Raw genomic sequence first — 18,183 nt, 5'->3', positions numbered from 1 at the left:
ATTAACAGTATAACAACGTCTTGTAAAAATCAAGTTAAACGACTGTAAAAAATAACGATATAAGATTAAATTTTAATGAGATTTTTAATTTTAGAAAGTAAACTAAACAAATAATTTCTAACTAAGATAGTTAATTTTGTAAGCTTATTCATACTTTTTTAAGCGAATTAACATTCGTTTTTTTCTCATTTAATCAATATTTTAGTTTTTAATACCTTTATTTGAATTTATCACACCAAAATCCGAACTAATTTATCTATTAAAAAAATTAGTATTCGAAAAACGAATATTATTTTACCCAAAAAATAAATAACGTATTTATCAAGGCACTTACAAACAAAAATGATAATTACGTAAAGTAACTATAATCTGAAAACTGCTACTGTCTTAGATGCCTAATCTATCTAATACTTGAATAAATTACTCTTTTAGGCTAGTAAAAAAACTAAATCAAGTAAGTCTGACCTAGTTTTCAATAATTATTTATCAGTTGTTTCTGGCTCTTCTTTTTTCTCTTCTGGTTTTTCTAATAATACTTTACGCGATGCATTCACACGACCTTGTTTATCAATCTCAGTTACCTTAACCAAAATTTCATCATCCATCTTAAGTACATCTTCAACTTTATTCACACGTTCATGCGCTAATTGAGAAATATGTACTAATGCATCTTTGCCTTTGAAAAGATTAACAAATGCTCCAAATTTTTCGATGCGAACAACTTTGGCATTATATGTTTGTCCGACTTCAACATCGCGGACAAGCTCTTCAATAATTTCAATGGCACGCTTAATTTTTGCACTATCTGAATGAGCGATACTAACATTACCTTCTTGATCGATATCAATCTTAACGTCAGTTTCTTCGATAATTTTGTTGATGGTTTCGCCACCTTTACCAATAACGTTTTTGATTTTTTCAGGTTTAATCTTAATCATTTCAATCTTAGGTGCATAAGGGCTTAGCTCTTCACGAGGCGCCGCAATAGTAGCTGTTAACTCAGCTAATAATTCCATCCGTGCTTTTTTCGCTTGTGATAAAGCTTCCGTTAAGATAGCTTCAGTGATTCCTTCAATTTTGATATCCATCTGTAAGGCTGTAATACCATCTTTTGTTCCAGCTACTTTAAAGTCCATATCGCCTAAATGGTCTTCCATACCTTGAATATCAGTTAGGATTGTGTAATTATCTCCGTCCATCACTAATCCCATAGCAATACCAGCTACAGGTGCTTTTATTGGCACACCAGCATCCATTAGAGCCAAGGTTCCAGCACAGATACTTGCTTGTGATGATGAACCATTTGATTCTAAAACTTCAGCCACTAATCGGATAGTATATGGAAAGTCTGATTCACTAGGAATAACTTGCGCCAAAGCACGTTCACCTAGAGCTCCATGTCCAATTTCACGACGGCCAGGAGCACGCATAAATCCTGTTGAGCCTACACTATATTGTGGAAAATTATAGTGGTGAATAAATCGTTTGCTGTCTTCGACACCTAAACCATCAATAATTTGATGCTCACCTAAAGGCGCTAGTGTACAAGCAGATAGTGCTTGTGTTTGTCCACGTGTAAACAATCCTGAACCGTGCACTCGTGGTAATAAGCCAACTTCAGAAGCTAGAGGACGAATTTCATCAACTTTACGACCATCAGGACGAACTTTTTCCACAGTAATTAAGCGACGAACTTCACTTTTTTCCATGTCTTCTAAAATTTGATAAACTTCTTTCATTAATTTAGCAGCTTCTGGTTCTTCTGCAAATTTTTCAGCGTAAGCTTCGCTAATCTCAGCTTTTAAAGCGTCAATATTATCTTCACGAGCTAATTTTTCTTCAGTTTGAATTGCTTGTGTCATACGATTTTTATAGATGTCATTAATTTCCGCATTTAAATCAGCATCAATTTGTAGCAATTCAATCGTCATTTTCTCTTTGCCAATTTCTTGTGCAATTTTTTCTTGGAAAGCAACTAATCGTTTGATTTCTGCATGACCAAATAGTAAAGCTCCTAACATATCTTCTTCAGATACTTCTTTAGCGCCACTCTCTACCATATTAATAGCATCTTTGGTTCCAGCGACACTCAAATCAATATCAGAAACTTCTTTTTGCTCAATCGTTGGATTAATCACGTATTCACCATTAACACGACCAACTTCAACACCAGCAATTGGACCATTAAATGGAATATCAGAAACGCACAAAGCTAGAGAAGATCCTAACATCGCTGCCATTTCAGGCTGACAATCTTGTTCCACACTCATTACTGTATTAGTAATTTGAACTTCATTACGGAAGCCTTCTGCAAACATTGGACGTATTGGGCGGTCGATTAATCGCGCTGTTAACGTCGCACTTTCACTTGGACGACCTTCACGTTTAATAAAGCCTCCAGGAACTTTTCCAACAGCATACATTTTCTCTTCATAGTTAACTGTTAGCGGGAAGAAATCAACGTCTTTGGCTTGTTTGGAAGCTACAGCCGCTGTCAAAACAACAGTATCTCCATAGCGCACTAGTACCGCGCCATTTGCTTGTTTGGCTAATTGACCTATCTCAACAGATAGTGGGCGGCCACCCCAAATTGTTTCAAAGACTTTTTTTTCTGATATCATATTTGCATTCTCCTTTTATCTTTACAAAAACGCGAACGGTCTACTAAACAAATGTCAATCATTTCACAATTCAAATAACTCACATTTGGATAGTAGTATCGCTTCCACGCTCTGTATTTTCTCAATAATCTCATTTTCTCATATCTTAAACTAAAAGAAAAGCGAGATCAAAACGACCTCACTTCCTAATAATTAAATGATTAACGACGTAAGCCTAAACGTTGAATTAATTCACGGTAACGTTGAACATCAGTTTTACGTAAGTAAGCTAATAAGTTACGACGGTGACCAACTTTTTTCATTAATCCACGATATGAATGGTGGTCTTTTTTATGTACATGTGCATGATCGTTAAGTGCGTTAATATCAGCAGTTAACACAGCGATTTGTACTTCTGGAGAACCTGTATCTCCTTCATGACGTGCGTATTCTTTAATAATTTCGTTTTTGTGCTCTTTTGTAATTGCCATTTGTTTCACCTCTATAATTTATTTTTCCCTATAACTGAGAATGTCGTTGGTGATTCGACAAACCTAGTAATAGGCTGTATGATAATTTACCACACGCTAATACTTTACTTGATTTCATTGGTAAAAGCAAGATATTATTCACTAAAAACCGACATAATTATGTTTTAATTTTCAATAAAACTTTTCTTTTTATGTTCTTAATATTACAATGGTTAAGATGATTTGTGCTAAACTAAAGATAACAAGATAGAAAGGAAGTCTCACAACCATGATGATTACAATGGATGATGTGATTCGCGATGGTCACCCAACCTTACGTAAAGTTGCCAAAGAAGTCGCTGTCCCTTTAAGCGATGAGGATATTACTTTAGGTAAAAACATGTTACAATTTTTAAAAAATAGCCAAGATCCTGAATTGGCTGAAAAATATAAATTGCGAGGTGGCGTTGGTCTAGCCGCACCTCAATTAGATATTTCTAAACGAATTATTGCCTTAGAAATTCCCAATACAGAAAGTGACGACGCAGAACCAATTCTAAGTACGATTATGTATAATCCAAAAGTTTTAAGTCATTCCGTTCAACAAGCTTGTCTTGAAGAAGGTGAAGGCTGCTTATCGGTTGACAGACCCATACCAGGTTACGTCATTCGTCAAGCACGTATTACTGTTTCTTACACAGATATAAATGGCGAAACACAAAAAATTCGTTTGAAAAACTATACAGCCATTGTAGTTCAACATGAAATTGATCACTTAAATGGCGTCATGTTTTATGATCACATTAATGAAGAAAAACCATTTTATGCCTCTGACGATGTCCTTGTCTTAGGTTAATTAAAAAAACTAGCCTGTGTGGTTGATAGTAACCACACAGGCTAGTTTTTTAATCTAAATATTTAACAGATAAATCTTTGTTGAGCCATGCATAACCTAAACCAATAATTAGACCACCACCAATAAAATTTCCAACGAATGTTACAATTACATTGGTTGCTACATTGATGACTGTCAAACCTTGAATAGGGTCATTTGATGTGAAAATTGCTAAAGGAAAATAAATAAAATTAGCAATAACGTGCTCAAAACCTAAAAAAGTAAAAATTGAAATGACTAAAATAATTGCCATAATTCGACCAGCATCCCCTTTAACAACTAAAGACATCATAACCGCTAAGTTAACAATCACATTAGCGAAAATCGCTTCAATTAAGGTTTGCGGAATTGTTTTTTCCATTTTCCCTACTACAATATGTGTTAAAAAGTTATCGCTTGCTAAGCCTTTAAAAGCACCAGTTTGCGCTAATAGATAAGCACATACCACAGCACCAATCAGATTAAATAGGACACAAACTGCTAAAATTTTTGCTGCTTGACCTGTCGTTAATTTTTGGCGATATCTTGCAACGGTCATATACATCATATTTGATGTACCTAACTCAGCATTCAAGAAAACAATTAGCATTAGTCCTAATGCAAAAGCAAACGCATACAATGTTTTTCCGACTGAACCATCAAATTTCAACCCAAACCCAATAGCAATCGCTGAGCCTAAACTTAAATATAATGTTGCTAAAACTGAGCGCCAGACATACCGACTAAAACTGGTCTCAATCAATTGTTGCTTTTTCAAAATAGAATAATCTAATTTATCCATTAATTCCGATTTGTAACTCACTTAAACCTCTCCTTATTGCTTGATAGTAATTTAATTTCTGATTTACTATAACGTAAATTACTCGATGGGCGCAAGATAGTTGATGGAAACGTTCTAAATTATATAGGTTTATTTCAACAAAACAAGGGTTGCGTTATCGGTCAAAACACGTTATAATCGAAGATGTGTAAAATAATGCAGCTAGGAAATAAACAGCTCGTTCTTAGTGTATCTGCCTCTAATTGAGGTTCAATTGTGTAACTACGGCTGCAACAGTGAAGATTGAAAGATGCTCTATCCGAATGTTAATATTTTCAAGACCTTATTTTACTCCAAAAAATAATTTATATATTGGAGGACTTTATTAATGTCACGTTATACTGGACCAAGTTGGAAAATCTCAAGACGTTTAGGTATTTCATTATCAGGAACTGGTAAAGAATTAGCTCGTCGCCCTTATGCACCAGGTCAACACGGACCTAACCAAAGAAGAAACAAATCTGAGTACGGCACTCAATTAACTGAAAAACAAAAATTACGTCATATGTACGGTTTAAATGAACGTCAATTCCGTAACTTATTCGTAAGAGCTGGTAAAATTAAAGAAGGTAAACACGGTGTTAACTTCATGGTATTACTAGAACGTCGTTTAGACAACGTTGTTTATCGTTTAGGTTTAGCATCAACTCGTCGTCAAGCTCGTCAATTCGTTAACCACGGTCACATTTTAGTTGACGGTAAACGTGTTGATATCCCTTCTTATGAAGTGGAAGTTGGACAAGTTATCTCTGTTCGTGAAAAATCACAAAACTTAACTTTCCTTAAAGAAGCAGCTGAATCAACTGTAGGTCGTCCTGCATTTGTTAGCTTTGATGCTGAAAAACTTGAAGGTAGCTTAACTCGTTTACCAGAACGTGATGAATTACCACAAGAAGTTGACGAATCATTCGTCGTAGAATACTACAACCAAAAACTATAATTTTATATTTATATTTTTACCACCACTTTCTCAAAAGTCGTGGTTTTTTTGATTTTATTTCATTTTAATAATACTTAACTTATTAAGACGTGAAAAATAGTCATAATTTCGTAACAGATTTTTTAAATTTAAGCGTTATACTTTAAATATAGGCGGATGAACTTGGTGTTTTCACTATATAGACTATTAGGTTTATCCTGTTATATAGGTGTAGGTTCGACTCCTACCATCCACGTCCAGAAAAGTAAACAAGCTGCAGACAAAGTATCGATATTAATCAATACTTTGTCTTTTTTCTTGATAAAATGACTAAAGAAGTTGACTCTAATATAAAAAAACAAGCCCTCTACTTCTAATGAGTAGTGGGCTTGTCCTCAATCTGAATCCTCATAAGATTGATTAAGATTTTTATTTTACACAAACTTATCATGGCATACTTAAATCAAAAAAATAGGACATAAGTAAGATAATCGCTGGGAAAATATTATTTAAAAAGTGAAATAACATCGAATCAATAATCATGCCACGTCTACGATACACGTGATACATAATTGCCCCTAGCGCAAAATACATGAAAAATGAAATAATATTACCACTAATGTGAGCAGTTGAGAAAGCTAATGATGTCACGATTAATAGGGCCCATTGTGGTAAAACCTTACCAAACATAGCTGTCGGTAGACCTCTAAATACTAGTTCTTCAAAAATAGGGGCCCCTATGGCAATCGAAATCGTCAACATCAAGACCATCATGCTCGAACTATCTGGCCCGAACAGTGATTGCAACATTGCATCATTCTCAGTTGTAGCTGTCCCATAAACTTTGTTCATCAATAATGTACTCACAACTAGTAAAATACGACCTAAAATATAAAAACCAATAATGGTACCAATTGTCTTGAGCGTCATTCGATAACTTTTATCACCGGATAATTTACGATAGTAGGATAATATCCAATACGCGCATCCAACAAATATAACAAGCCAAACGAACCAAATTAAACTTGTTACCCACAGCGACATGTCTTTATGAGTAAAAAATGACAATGACGAACTAATAGTCATTGGAATTTGTGAAACAATAAAAAAACCAATTAAGATGAAAACATTTTTAATAATCTTACCTAACGACATAAATATCTCCCCTTTTCTATAGCGTACTAACAAAACTTTCTGAGCAGTTCGTACACGTCGAATCCTCTTGTTATCAGCCTGTTCTTCTTAATTATTTACTAAACCGTAACGCATCTTTAAACACATTCATCATACTCTTATCGCTATAAATCAAAACAGTTGATTTATATACTTTAGCTGAAATTTTAAGTAGTATTATAACTGCTAAAATTAATAAACCTAGTGATAACAATAATTCTGGTTGCGTCACATTATCATTGGCAATTCGAATTGGCATTGAGAATGATGAAAAGAACGGAATGTATGAAAAAATCTTAATAATAATATTTTGCGGATCTGAAAGTCCTAATAGTAAAACTGGCAACGAGGCAACCATAATCAAATAAGTCACTGGGGTCACAGCCTTAGGCGCATCTTCCGAACGACTCACAAGCGATCCCATAAATGCTGATAAAATTGTATAAATTAACACACCGAATAATAAGAAAAGTAAATTGTAACCCAGTAACCCTTTGACTAAGTCACCAATCGAGATAGTGCCTAACATTGATTCAACTTTATCTTGCATGACATAATAAGAACCTAGACCGGCAACTAGGTAAACACCTACTTGGGTTAAAATAACCAGCGAAATCCCTGCAATTTTACCATAAAAATGATTAGCGGCACTAGTACTTGATAGGATGACTTCCATAATACGAGTACCTTTTTCCGAAGCAACTTCCTGAGCAGTGATTGATGAATAAAGAATAACAATCATATACATGGCTAATACAATAAAGAACCCAACGAACGTCATTAACATACGACTATCTGTCTTATCATTCATTTGATTATTTTTAAAATCGACTTGTCGACTGGTAAATTTGGCTTGTGACATTAATGCTGTCACTTCTTCTGGGCTTAACGATAACTGCTGACTCGTTAAGCCTAATTGAATATTATTCAAGTAGCTTTGTAATAGCTGAGCATCCTCTGCACCTAAACTATTTGTACTGATATATTCAGAGACTAATTGATTTTTTTCATCTTTAACCACTAGATAACCATCAATTTCTTCAGCTTCTAAGGCTTTCTTTGCCTCTTTCTCTGTCTCAATTTTTTTATTAAACTTAAATTTTTCATTAGCTTGAGTCAGTAATTGTTCTCTAACTACGGAATTATCGCTGACAATCGCCATCTTGTCAACTTGACCAACTTTACTGCCAACGTAACCAGCGCCTAATGATAGACCAATCATTAAAAAAGGAGCTAAAACCATAATCACAAAACTAACTGTCTTAACATGCTTTTTATACGTCTCTAGCGCAATAACCCAAAACTTATTCATGCCCTTCACCTACTTTCATTTTGAAGATATCTTCAAGAGATGGTGGCTGTTGGTTAAAGACTGGTAAATAATCCGCACGTTGCATCGCTTCTTTAAAGATAACCTCGCCAACCTGACTATCTTCTAAACGAATACGATAATAATGTGGACGAACTTCTTCTACATTAAGCACACCAGTAATCGTCAATAAATCTTCTTTAGTTTGCCACGTTTCAATTTCTAAATGGGTCCGTCCAAATGATTCACGAATTGTATGAACCGTTCCATCTAAGACAACATCACCATTTCTCAGCATAATCAATTGGTCACAAATTTGTTCGACATTTTCCATATTATGACTAGAGAAAATCACACATGAACCTTTACTTTTAAGTTCGATAATACCTTCTTTTAATAATTCCGCATTAACCGGGTCTAGCCCACTAAACGGTTCATCTAAAATAACAAGTTTTGGCTCGTGAATCAAGGTTGCAATTAATTGAACTTTTTGTTGGTTCCCTTTAGACAGTGATTTAACTTTATCAGTCTTCTTACCTTTCACTTCAAATTTATCCATCCAATAATCAATTAATGGTAGAATATCCTTTTTCTTTTTACCACGTAACTTGGCAAAGAATATAAGTTGATCTTCAATTGTATCTTTCGGATAGAGACCACGTTCTTCTGGCAAATAGCCAATGATATTATAATCTTTTTCAGTGATTGGTTGACCATTCCATAATATTTGACCTGAATTTTGATCTAAAAAGTTCAAAATCAAGCGAAAGGTCGTCGACTTACCTGCTCCATTCTGTCCGATTAAACCTAGTATCGTTCCTTCGGGAATAGTAAATGATACATCATTAACAGCCGTCATATCACCAAAACGTTTAGTTAAGTGTTGCACTTCTAACATATAATTCCTCCTCATTTCTTAAATTAAATTGAACCAACTTGAAATAAAACCTGCTAACCCGCCAATAACACCACCAATAAGTGCCGTTAATAACATGTCTCTAATAAATCGTTGACGTTTCGCAAATCGATCTGGGTGGCAGTAACTACTTTTACGATTTGGGTAGATGACGCGATAATATGCGATGAGACTCATACCAATAATTGGAAATAGTACTCCTACCATTAAGACTGTCGACAAAATATAGTAAAACCAAGGCAACGTCATTAACATCGATTTTACCGGCGACAATTGAATCAGAACTGTCAGTAATAAACTAAGCAAACCATAAATGGTATAGTTTTTTAACAACCAATTATTTTCAGCCGACAAACGTGTCGTAAACGTGTCTTCATCGGTGTATACTGGCGACGTTCCAGCGGGAGCAGAAAAAATATAATAGCGATGTCGATAAGTAATCACTGGTTGCCAGCCACAGATTGCATATAATTCCTCATATTCCGACGCTTCTTTTTTAGCTCCAGAATAGAAATCAATCACAAACTCTTGCTCTTGAGGTAATACTTTTTTAAAAATATAAAAACCTAAGCAATTTAGTTTTTCGATTTGCCATCCACTAGCCAACTCTGACTTTAAGCGTAACGCTTCTAGTTCTGGATAATAAGCAATCCCTTTAGAATACAAAATTTTTTTATTCCTAATTATCACCTAATGAACCTCCTGACTTATGCGCAACATTTTCTCACCCAAATAAACAAGTCGTTTTCGTCGCTCAACTTCAACTTGTAATTTTTGACGTCCTTGCTCAGTAATCAAATAAATTTTTTTCCGATGGTCGTCTTCTTCAAGTTCTATATCTCCAGATTTGACAAGCTTCTTCAAAATCGTATACATACTGGCAGGACCGATTGTTACGTTACCCTGAGTCATTTCATCAATATCTTTCATGATAGCGTAACCATGCTTTGGTTTTAGTAATGCCAACAAAATCAAATAGCTCGAATCTGTTAAAACATCCTCCATTGCACACTCTCCTTCCAAACTATATCGTATAGTGATATATCACTTGATGATATATTACCTTTTTTAATTAAAAGAGTCAATAAAAAAATAACAAGTAATTTTTTTATCATTATTATCTACTCAACATCACTCTATTTCTAATAACGCTCCCAAAGCTGACTCATAATACCACCAATCATAAAGACAATCCAAGATACAGCAAACCCACCTGGTAAAAAGAATCCCCAAACAAAGAATAAAATTGTCACTAGTGGCCAAAAGATTGAATCAATCGTTTGACTAAGTTTTACCTGTTTTAACTCTGCCTCAGTTGGCTGACTAACCAAACCTTTTGTTAATAACTCTTGATACGTCCCATGAATCACACCCGAATAGGTAAAAAGAAAAATCCCTAATGAGGCTAAAACTACAAGGAATGCCGCTGCCCATAATAATAACGTATCCTCATTGGGTGCTTGAAATCCAATAATAATAACCGGTAAAATCGACAAGACGCAAATGACAACACCAGAAGTAATACTAACAATAAAGGATTTTTCAAATGCCTGTTGCTTTCCCTCTAACATTGAATGTGCTGACTCTGTTAAAACAAATGGTTTTGGTAAAGTTTCATATTTAGTATTTTGAAATCCTGCCAGGATAAATAAGACAACACCAATTGATACACCTATCGCAAGTCCAAAAAAACCAATAACTACCATTGACAAGCTAAAACTAATTAATAAGAGAGCCACACCCATCGCACAGAAAATAACTCCAAGACCAACTTTAAATGCAACGGCTCGCTTTGCTTCTGTAATAGCTAGTACATCTGCTTCATCAAACGTCGGTACATTCATTGATTCTTCTTTTACCGTAGTATGCTCTTCAGATAAAATACCTAATTCCTCTAAAATTTCATCAATATTCCCAAATTCAGAGATAACCTGTCCAACTGCCTCATTATCAGAGACATTATTTTCGCGCAAATCTAAATATTTATCTTCCATGTTCGCTAAAATATCATTTTTTAACTGTCTTAATTCTGTGGTTTGTGGTAAATTAACAAACATTGCATCAACATAATTTTTAATTGTATTCATCTTACTTTCCTCCTAAAAATAAATTAACAACTTCTTTAGTAATTTCCCATTCAATCTGCTTTTTTTCTAAAAACTGGTAACCCAACTCTGTTATTTTATAGTACGTTCGCTTTTTACCAAACGTTTCATTTCCAGGATATGATGAAATCAACCCATTTTTTTGTAATCGTGTAAATGCTGAGTATAATGTTGTCTCTTTAATAATATATTTCTCATTAGATCTTTCACGAATTTTTTTAGAAATTTCGTACCCATAAGAATCACCTTCAGTTAATATTGATAAAATAATCGGATCATTATAACCCCTAATTACATCACTGCTAATCACCATTGTCACCACCTTTAATTACTACGTCACTCATACTACATCTGTCGTAGTAATATGAGTGTAGCACTTTTACTACGTCTAATCAAGTAATACAAGTTCTACAAGTCTTTTTTATAGCCAGTTGCCTATGAATCTTTTACAATGAACTTATCCCTAAGAAATGAGGAAAAAATATGACAAAAGATGAAATTTTAGCAAAAGCGCAAGAATTAATTGGTGAAGGTCAGATTGACGCTGCCCAAGAATTTATTGATTCGCACAAAGAAGACTTAGGTGGGTACTTTGACCAAGCCAAAGAACTTTTCTCAAGTAATGAAGGTATAACTGGTATTTTCGATACCATTAAAGGTTTTTTTGGAATATAAAATTATCTTAATAAAAAATGAAAAAAATCGAATCAATTGTCTATTCAACAATTGATCCGATTTTTTTATTTTAATAAGTTCTCGCCTTATCGGCTTAATGATAATAATCAAAACGACCTTTTTTCAAGAGTGTCTTTGTATTTCCTACTTCTAATAATGATTTATTAATAATGTTTTTCTTCATAATTGACCCCATGTAACCACGTACTTCTCTACCCATAACATTACCAATACCTACATTATTACCAATTGAAGCAACTGTCCCTAATGATTTGTATTCAAAAGGAATGGTTGTTTGGTTATTTAATGTCAAACGTAAGTTTTCAGCCACAGAATCCCCTTGTTTCAAGGCAATTTGAGCTGTCGTTGGGTACGGACGACCAGAATCTTTATCCATCACAGCACTAACGTCACCAATCATAAAAATTTCTGGATAACCAGTTACTGTTAAATCTGGCTCTACCATCACACGGCCACGACGCTCATCAAATCCGGATTCACCAATAACTGGACTACCTTTAACACCTGTCGTCCAAATAATTGTGTTCGCTTTAATTTCTTTTAATTCGCCATTTTCTTCATAAACGACTGTTTTATCTTTAATTTCTTTAATTGGTGTCCCAACTTTAAAGTCTACGCCACGTTTTTTCAACACGTCAATACCATAACCACCTAATTTTTCTGAGAACATTGGCAATAACTTAGGCATTGCTTCAATACACGTGATACTTACTTGCTCTTTAGGGAAATTCATTTTATCCGCTAATTTAGGAATACGGTTAGTAATCTCACCCAAGTACTCAACACTTGTAAAACCAGCACCACAGACAACAATTGATAGATCTTGTGGATCTTTAGATTTTTGATAGTTTGCTAACGTTGCATCTAAATGACGTTTAGCTGCTTCTGCTGTATTAATATCAACTAATGGTAGTGAATATGCATCCACACCAGGGATACCAAATGTTTCAGAGACAAATCCTAAAGCAACAACTAAATAGTCATATGTCAATTCACCAGTATTTTCTAATAAGACAACTCGGCTATCTTTATCGATTTTTGTTACAGTATCTTTAATAAATTTAACTTTTTCTTTATTAATGACATCTGATACATTAAAACAAATCTTATCCGCTGGTTCAGTTCCTGCTGCTACTTCATGTAGTTGAGTTGATTCATAATGATAATCATTTTTATTCACAATGATTATCTCAATATCTAGATTTTTTTTCTGTAATTCTTTAACCGTTCTAAGTCCAGCATAACCCGCACCTAAAATAACAACTCTTTGTTTGCTCATTTTCAAATTCCTCCAGGTCTAATATCAATGTTTACTATAGTTTTTTTTCACATAATTGTCAACTAATCACAACTGAAAAGTCAATAAATCGCAACTGTTTTTTTAATGGAGTATTTCTTTTAATTCATCACTTTTAGCCCGACTAGACAACCCTCACATCATACTATCAAATGACCATTTAATTAACAAGTTTTTTGCTAATAAAAGTTGCTGAAATTCTTATTTTTAGTAACAAAAAACCCGAAAATTAAATAACGGTTAAAAAAACTAAAAAAACGTCACATTACACCCTCATTAATCCATTTTATTAATATTTTTGGTTATATTTGTTCTCATAGACAAACTATTCATTTTAATATGTGAGAAATTAATCAAGTTTATGGAAATATTGGTATACATTATTAGAAACCTTTTTTTGGTAACCCGATGTCTATTAAATCATCTAAACTCGCTTCTTCAATAGCCTTAATTGACCGGAAGTGTTTAAGTAGTTGCTGCTTACGTTTCGGTCCTAAGCCTTCAATGTTATCTAATTTAGAAGCAAAACTGGTCTTACTCCGTGTTTCCCTATGAAAGGTAATAGCAAATCGATGAACTTCATCCTGAATTCGTTGTAGCAAGAAAAATTCAGGTGATTGCCGTTTTAATGGAATAACTTCTAATTCCGGGCCAAATAACAGTTCACTTGTTTTATGCTTATCATTTTTTGCTAGTCCTGCAATTGGTACATCAATGCCTAATTGGTTTAATAAAACATCTTGCGCCACATTAACCTGTCCTTTACCGCCGTCAATTAAAATAAGGTCAGGCATAGGCAAATTATCTTTTAATACCCTTGAATACCTGCGATAAATAACTTCACGCATAGAGGCGTAGTCATCTGGTCCATCAACCGATTTGATTTTGAATTTCCGATAATCCTTTTTACTTGGCTTACCATCAATATAAACGACCATCGCTGATACAGGATTTGTCCCCATAATATTTGAGTTGTCAAAAGCCTCAATTCGATTCGGTGCAGGAATTCCCATTTGTTGACCTAATTTATCAACTGCTCCAATCGTTCGCTCTTGTTTACGTTCGATTAAATCAAATTGTTCTGTCAAATAAATGTGCGCATTCTTATTGGCTAATTCAACTAATTTCTTTTTTTCACCACGTTTTGGCTGTAGTACCTTTGTTTGAACAATTGCCTGAACTAATTCCGCATCAATTGTTTGCGGAATCAGGACTTCTTTAGGTATAAAATGTTGATTTTCTTGATAAAACTGTCCAATAAAGGTTAAAAAATCATCTTCAGCTTCATTATAGAAAGGAAAATCAAAGACATTCCGTTCAATTAATTTGCCTTGACGGACGAAAAAAACTTGCACACACATCCAGCCCTTATCAACAGCATAACCAAAAACATCTCGGTCAATAAAATCCGCATTGGTCATTTTTTGTTTAGTCATTACTGTATGAATCGCATCAATCTGATCACGATACTCTGCTGCCTGTTCAAAGTTTAGTTTTTCTGCAGCAGCTATCATCTTTTTCTCTAATTCCTCTTGAACACCAGTATAGCCACCATTCAAAAAGCTTTTAACTTCCTCAACAATTTGCTTGTATTGTGACTCTACCTCTTTATTGATACACGGACCTAGGCACTGACCCATATGGTAGTACAAGCAGACTTCATTAGGTAAATTTTTACATTTTCTTAGCGGATAAATCCGATCCAATAAACGCTTGGTTTCATTCGCAGCATTGACATTTGGGTATGGTCCAAAATATAACGCACGATCTTTCTTCACTTTTCGAGTAATCAATAAACGTGGGGCTTTTTCATTCGTAATTTTAATAAAAGGATAAGATTTATCGTCTTTCAGTAAAATATTGTATTTTGGCAGATTCTTTTGAATTAAATTAATCTCTAATAACAAGGCTTCCGTGTTGGACTCCGTCACAATGTATTCGAAATCAACAATTTCACTTACTAAGCGTTCTGTCTTAGTGTCGTGACTGCCTGTAAAATAGGAACGAACTCGATTCTTTAATACTTTTGCTTTGCCAATATAAATAATTGTACCTTGTTTATCTTTCATCAAATAACAGCCAGGTTGATCTGGCAACAGTGCTAATTTATTTTTTATCCGTTCATTCATTCACTCTCACCTCTTTGTAGTTTCTATTATAGACGATTCGCACAAAAAAAATCATCTAGTAGCTAACCACCAAATGATTTTTTATTAATTATAAATATTTCTTAAAGACTTGCTCTAATTGGGCTTTTTGATGAACACCGATTAACGTTTCAACGACTTCGCCATCTTTTTTCAATAATAGAGTTGGAATACTCATGATACCGAATTGTTGCGCAGTAGCTGGATTGTCATCCACATTCATTTTTACAATTTTCACACGATCTTCAAAGTCTTTAGACAGTCCTTCTAAAATTGGTGTTTGCATACGACAAGGTCCACACCAAGGTGCCCAAAAATCAATTAACACTAATCCTTCACTTGTTTCTTCAACAAAATTATTATCTAAAATTTCTTGTACCATATCTTGTCATCTGCCTTCCTGTATCTTATAGATAGAGTATACCAAAGTAACATTTTACTCGCTAACAATCTGCTTAGCGGAACGTTGCAATTGTCGCACCGTCTCCCCCTTGGTTAGGTGGTGCAAAGGCGAACGATTTGACTTGTGAGTGACTGCGAAGGTATTCCTGTACACCTTGCTTAATGGCACCTGTTCCACGTCCATGCACAATAGTAACTTGAGGATAACCTGCTAAAAGAGCCGCATCGATATATTGATCTAATTCCGCAACAGCTTCTTCATACCGTTTCCCACGTAAGTCTAATTGTGTCTTGACTGAACTACGACTACCACCGCTATCACTCCGTACACCAGTTATTCGGACGCGCGTTTCTTTTTCTGGCGCAATCACTGTCATATCGTCTTCAGAAACCGTCATTTTTAAAATACCCAGTTGTACTTGCCAGTCATGATTACCCACTTTTTTGACTAGGTTCCCTCTTTGTCCATAAGTTTCAACGAGTACATCGTCACCAACTTTAAATTGTTTTTTAGCCTTGGCTTTTTTCAAGACTTTATTTTTCACTAAATGATTGTCTTCATGTTTAAGATTAGCTAGTTGTGTTTTCGCATCAATTAACTCATGTTCTTTGACTTTGCTTTCACTTTGACTACGTAATTGTAGTTGACGAATGTCTTGAATAATTTTCTCAGCTTCTTTTTCTGCATCTTCAACTAATTGATTCGCTTTTTGTTTTGCCTTACTTAACTCTTTTTCACGCTCAGTAAAGAATAATTCATAAGCCTCTTTTAAATCATGATGTAATGCTTCGGCTTCATCAACAAAATGGCGCACTTCTAAATATTCTGTTTCCGTCATTTTACGTTGATTTTCTAAATCAGAAATCATATCATTCAAGTCTTGACTTTCACCATCAATAATTTGCTTCGCGCGCTCAATGACACTATGATTTAGTCCTAAGCGTTTTGAAATATCAAACGCGTTACTCCGTCCAGGCACGCCAATTAATAGACGATACGTTGGACTCAAGGTATCGACATCAAATTCCATACTAGCATTAATTGTTGCTGGTCGATTATATCCGTAGACTTTTAACTCCGGATAATGTGTTGTGGCCATAACAAAAGCCCCGCTTGCACCAACTTCATCTAAAATAGAAATTGCTAAAGCTGCACCCTCCTGTGGATCCGTCCCAGCACCTAACTCATCAAATAAAACCAAACTTTTACTATCTAAATGACGTAAAATATCCACAATATTTGTCATATGAGAGGAGAAGGTACTTAAATTTTGTTCAATCGATTGCTCATCACCAATATCAGCATAAATTTGTGAAAATACACCAATTGTACTTTCTTCATCAACAGGTAAAGGTAAACCAGCTTGACCCATTAATTGGAGCAAACCTAACGTTTTTAAGGTAATGGTTTTCCCACCTGTATTAGGTCCCGTAATCACAATCGCCTGATACTCTTCACCAATAATAATGTCATTCGGTACAACTTTGTCCTCAGCAATCAGTGGATGACGTGCTTGTTTTAATTCAACAAAATTTTCTTCATTCACATGTGGAACAGTTGCCTTTAGTTGTTTCCCGTAAATAGCTTTTGCGTTTGCAAAATCAAGTTTTCCTAATACAAATGAATTTTGTAAAATATCTTGACGATATGGCATCAATTCGTTGGACAGTTCGCTTAAAATACGTTCAATTTCTTTACGTTCAGAAATTTGATGTTGACGTAGTTTATTATTTAGTTCGACAACTTGCTTAGGCTCTACAAACACCGTTTGGCCAGAAGCACTTTGATCATGCACAACACCACCAAATTGACTACGATACTCACTTTTAACCGGAATCACGTAACGATCATTTCTCATCGTTACGATTGTATCACTCAAATATTTCGACTTGTTGCTACGTAAAATACTATCCAGTTGCTCACGAACACCTTGTTCTGCTCGACGAATAGCTTGGCGAATACCTTTTAACTCAACAGAAGCATCGTCTGTCACATAACCATCTTCATCAATAGCACGCTGAATTTGTTTCGTCACATCTGGTAGAGCCACAAGCTTTTCATACCATTCATATAAGTGATGCAATGTGATATCATCATCTCTTAATTGTTCAAAAAATCGTTGAACATCTAGCACAGTACGTAACATTCGGCCGATTTGAGCCAATTCTAATCCATTCAGCATTGCCCCAATTTCAATTCTTTTCATGTGTGGTTTCACATTTTCTAATTTAGCAACTGGAATCCCACCACGTAACCGCAAAATTTTATACGCATCTTCTGTTTCTAAAAGGCTAGCTTCAACTTTATCAAACTGGCTGAATGGCGCTAGCTGTTGAACCTGCTCTTCACCCGCTTTAGTTACCACATGTCGTAGTAAGTCGGCCTTTATTTTATCAAACTCAAGTGTTTGACTGATTTTACGATTCATATCGT

Annotated in this window: 16 protein-coding genes and 1 pseudogene; 3 read left to right on the top strand and 14 right to left on the bottom strand. The window is 34.7% G+C overall.

Translation table 11 applies throughout. The features are described from left to right. Nucleotides 1-479 precede the first annotated feature (479 nt). Together pnp and rpsO are read right to left on the bottom strand one after the other, a co-directional pair. Nucleotides 480-2,618: a polyribonucleotide nucleotidyltransferase gene (gene pnp / locus BW732_RS07675; protein ID WP_077276890.1), complete on the bottom strand. Its 2,139-nt coding sequence runs from the start codon at nt 2,616-2,618 to the stop codon at nt 480-482. 203 nt (nt 2,619-2,821) lie between these two features. After that, entirely contained in the window at nt 2,822-3,091 is a 270-nt protein-coding gene (gene rpsO, locus BW732_RS07670) for a 30S ribosomal protein S15 (protein ID WP_077276196.1), read from the bottom strand. A 271-nt stretch (nt 3,092-3,362) separates the two neighbouring features. On the opposite strand from rpsO, the gene def reads away from it, so the two are divergent. After that, nucleotides 3,363-3,926, top strand: a complete 564-nt coding sequence (gene def, locus BW732_RS07665) for a peptide deformylase (protein WP_077276889.1) — start codon at nt 3,363-3,365, stop codon at nt 3,924-3,926. Nucleotides 3,927-3,975: 49 nt separating this feature from the next. On the opposite strand, the gene BW732_RS07660 is transcribed toward def, so the two are convergent. Further along, on the bottom strand, nt 3,976-4,767 hold the full coding sequence (locus BW732_RS07660; protein WP_126844256.1) for a formate/nitrite transporter family protein: 792 nt from the start codon (nt 4,765-4,767) through the stop codon (nt 3,976-3,978). Nucleotides 4,768-5,113: 346 nt separating this feature from the next. Between BW732_RS07660 and rpsD the strand changes: the two genes are divergently transcribed. Beyond that, complete coding sequence (gene rpsD / locus BW732_RS07655) at nt 5,114-5,725, top strand: 30S ribosomal protein S4 (protein WP_077276195.1); 612 nt, start codon at nt 5,114-5,116, stop codon at nt 5,723-5,725. A 426-nt stretch (nt 5,726-6,151) separates the two neighbouring features. Here the strand turns inward: rpsD and BW732_RS07650 are convergent, their stop codons facing one another. From BW732_RS07650 to BW732_RS07620, 7 genes are all read right to left on the bottom strand, one after another. Then, a complete protein-coding gene (locus tag BW732_RS07650; RefSeq protein ID WP_077276194.1) occupies nt 6,152-6,859 on the bottom strand; it encodes a CPBP family intramembrane glutamic endopeptidase in 708 nt (235 codons plus the stop codon). A 91-nt stretch (nt 6,860-6,950) separates the two neighbouring features. Beyond that, nucleotides 6,951-8,189 carry an ABC transporter permease gene (locus tag BW732_RS07645; RefSeq protein WP_077276193.1) on the bottom strand — a complete coding sequence of 413 codons (1,239 nt, stop codon included), beginning with the start codon at nt 8,187-8,189 and terminating at the stop codon, nt 6,951-6,953. Continuing rightward, on the bottom strand, nt 8,182-9,084 hold the full coding sequence (locus BW732_RS07640; RefSeq protein WP_077276192.1) for an ABC transporter ATP-binding protein: 903 nt from the start codon (nt 9,082-9,084) through the stop codon (nt 8,182-8,184). The genes BW732_RS07645 and BW732_RS07640 overlap by 8 nt, the downstream gene beginning before the upstream one ends. Before the next feature lie 18 nt (nt 9,085-9,102). Continuing rightward, complete coding sequence (locus BW732_RS07635; RefSeq protein ID WP_077276191.1) at nt 9,103-9,792, bottom strand: DUF2812 domain-containing protein; 690 nt, start codon at nt 9,790-9,792, stop codon at nt 9,103-9,105. After that, complete coding sequence (locus BW732_RS07630; protein WP_077276190.1) at nt 9,793-10,107, bottom strand: PadR family transcriptional regulator; 315 nt, start codon at nt 10,105-10,107, stop codon at nt 9,793-9,795. A gap of 137 nt (nt 10,108-10,244) precedes the next feature. Further along, nucleotides 10,245-11,189: a permease prefix domain 1-containing protein gene (locus tag BW732_RS07625; RefSeq protein ID WP_077276189.1), complete on the bottom strand. Its 945-nt coding sequence runs from the start codon at nt 11,187-11,189 to the stop codon at nt 10,245-10,247. A gap of 1 nt (nt 11,190) precedes the next feature. Continuing rightward, entirely contained in the window at nt 11,191-11,517 is a 327-nt protein-coding gene (locus BW732_RS07620; protein ID WP_077276887.1) for a PadR family transcriptional regulator, read from the bottom strand. Nucleotides 11,518-11,690: 173 nt separating this feature from the next. On the opposite strand from BW732_RS07620, the gene BW732_RS07615 reads away from it, so the two are divergent. Further along, the gene (locus BW732_RS07615; protein ID WP_077276188.1) at nt 11,691-11,882 is read left to right on the top strand and encodes a hypothetical protein; all 192 of its coding nucleotides are present in this window, start codon (nt 11,691-11,693) and stop codon (nt 11,880-11,882) included. 94 nt (nt 11,883-11,976) lie between these two features. Here the strand turns inward: BW732_RS07615 and BW732_RS07610 are convergent, their stop codons facing one another. The 4 genes and pseudogenes from BW732_RS07610 to BW732_RS07595 all read right to left on the bottom strand — a co-directional run bounded on the left by BW732_RS07610 (nt 11,977) and on the right by BW732_RS07595 (nt 18,178). Then, nucleotides 11,977-13,182 carry an NAD(P)/FAD-dependent oxidoreductase gene (locus BW732_RS07610; RefSeq protein ID WP_077276187.1) on the bottom strand — a complete coding sequence of 402 codons (1,206 nt, stop codon included), beginning with the start codon at nt 13,180-13,182 and terminating at the stop codon, nt 11,977-11,979. A 367-nt stretch (nt 13,183-13,549) separates the two neighbouring features. Then, nucleotides 13,550-15,329 (bottom strand): annotated as a pseudogene (uvrC, locus tag BW732_RS07605) (excinuclease ABC subunit UvrC). 88 nt (nt 15,330-15,417) lie between these two features. Further along, on the bottom strand, nt 15,418-15,729 hold the full coding sequence (gene trxA / locus BW732_RS07600; RefSeq protein ID WP_077276186.1) for a thioredoxin: 312 nt from the start codon (nt 15,727-15,729) through the stop codon (nt 15,418-15,420). A 73-nt stretch (nt 15,730-15,802) separates the two neighbouring features. Next, nucleotides 15,803-18,178 carry an endonuclease MutS2 gene (locus BW732_RS07595; RefSeq protein WP_077276185.1) on the bottom strand — a complete coding sequence of 792 codons (2,376 nt, stop codon included), beginning with the start codon at nt 18,176-18,178 and terminating at the stop codon, nt 15,803-15,805. Nucleotides 18,179-18,183 lie beyond the last annotated feature (5 nt).

The organism is Vagococcus penaei, from assembly GCF_001998885.1.
Lineage (GTDB): Bacteria > Bacillota > Bacilli > Lactobacillales > Vagococcaceae > Vagococcus > Vagococcus penaei.
The sequence above is the reverse complement of the archived record's forward strand: the minus strand, read 5'-3'. Positions and strand labels throughout refer to the sequence as shown.

Bases quoted from the DNA above. Each gene is read 5' to 3' on its own strand.
- BW732_RS07640 (WP_077276192.1), bottom strand. From the start codon at position 9,084: ATGTTAGAAGTGCAACACTTAACTAAACGTTTTGGTGATATGACGGCT.
- rpsD (WP_077276195.1), top strand. From the start codon at position 5,114: ATGTCACGTTATACTGGACCAAGTTGGAAAATCTCAAGACGTTTAGGT.
- BW732_RS07630 (WP_077276190.1), bottom strand. From the start codon at position 10,107: ATGGAGGATGTTTTAACAGATTCGAGCTATTTGATTTTGTTGGCATTA.
- BW732_RS07610 (WP_077276187.1), bottom strand. From the start codon at position 13,182: ATGAGCAAACAAAGAGTTGTTATTTTAGGTGCGGGTTATGCTGGACTT.
- rpsO (WP_077276196.1), bottom strand. From the start codon at position 3,091: ATGGCAATTACAAAAGAGCACAAAAACGAAATTATTAAAGAATACGCA.
- def (WP_077276889.1), top strand. From the start codon at position 3,363: ATGATTACAATGGATGATGTGATTCGCGATGGTCACCCAACCTTACGT.
- BW732_RS07625 (WP_077276189.1), bottom strand. From the start codon at position 11,189: ATGAATACAATTAAAAATTATGTTGATGCAATGTTTGTTAATTTACCA.
- trxA (WP_077276186.1), bottom strand. From the start codon at position 15,729: ATGGTACAAGAAATTTTAGATAATAATTTTGTTGAAGAAACAAGTGAA.
- BW732_RS07595 (WP_077276185.1), bottom strand. From the start codon at position 18,178: ATGAATCGTAAAATCAGTCAAACACTTGAGTTTGATAAAATAAAGGCC.
- BW732_RS07645 (WP_077276193.1), bottom strand. From the start codon at position 8,189: ATGAATAAGTTTTGGGTTATTGCGCTAGAGACGTATAAAAAGCATGTT.
- BW732_RS07650 (WP_077276194.1), bottom strand. From the start codon at position 6,859: ATGTCGTTAGGTAAGATTATTAAAAATGTTTTCATCTTAATTGGTTTT.
- BW732_RS07615 (WP_077276188.1), top strand. From the start codon at position 11,691: ATGACAAAAGATGAAATTTTAGCAAAAGCGCAAGAATTAATTGGTGAA.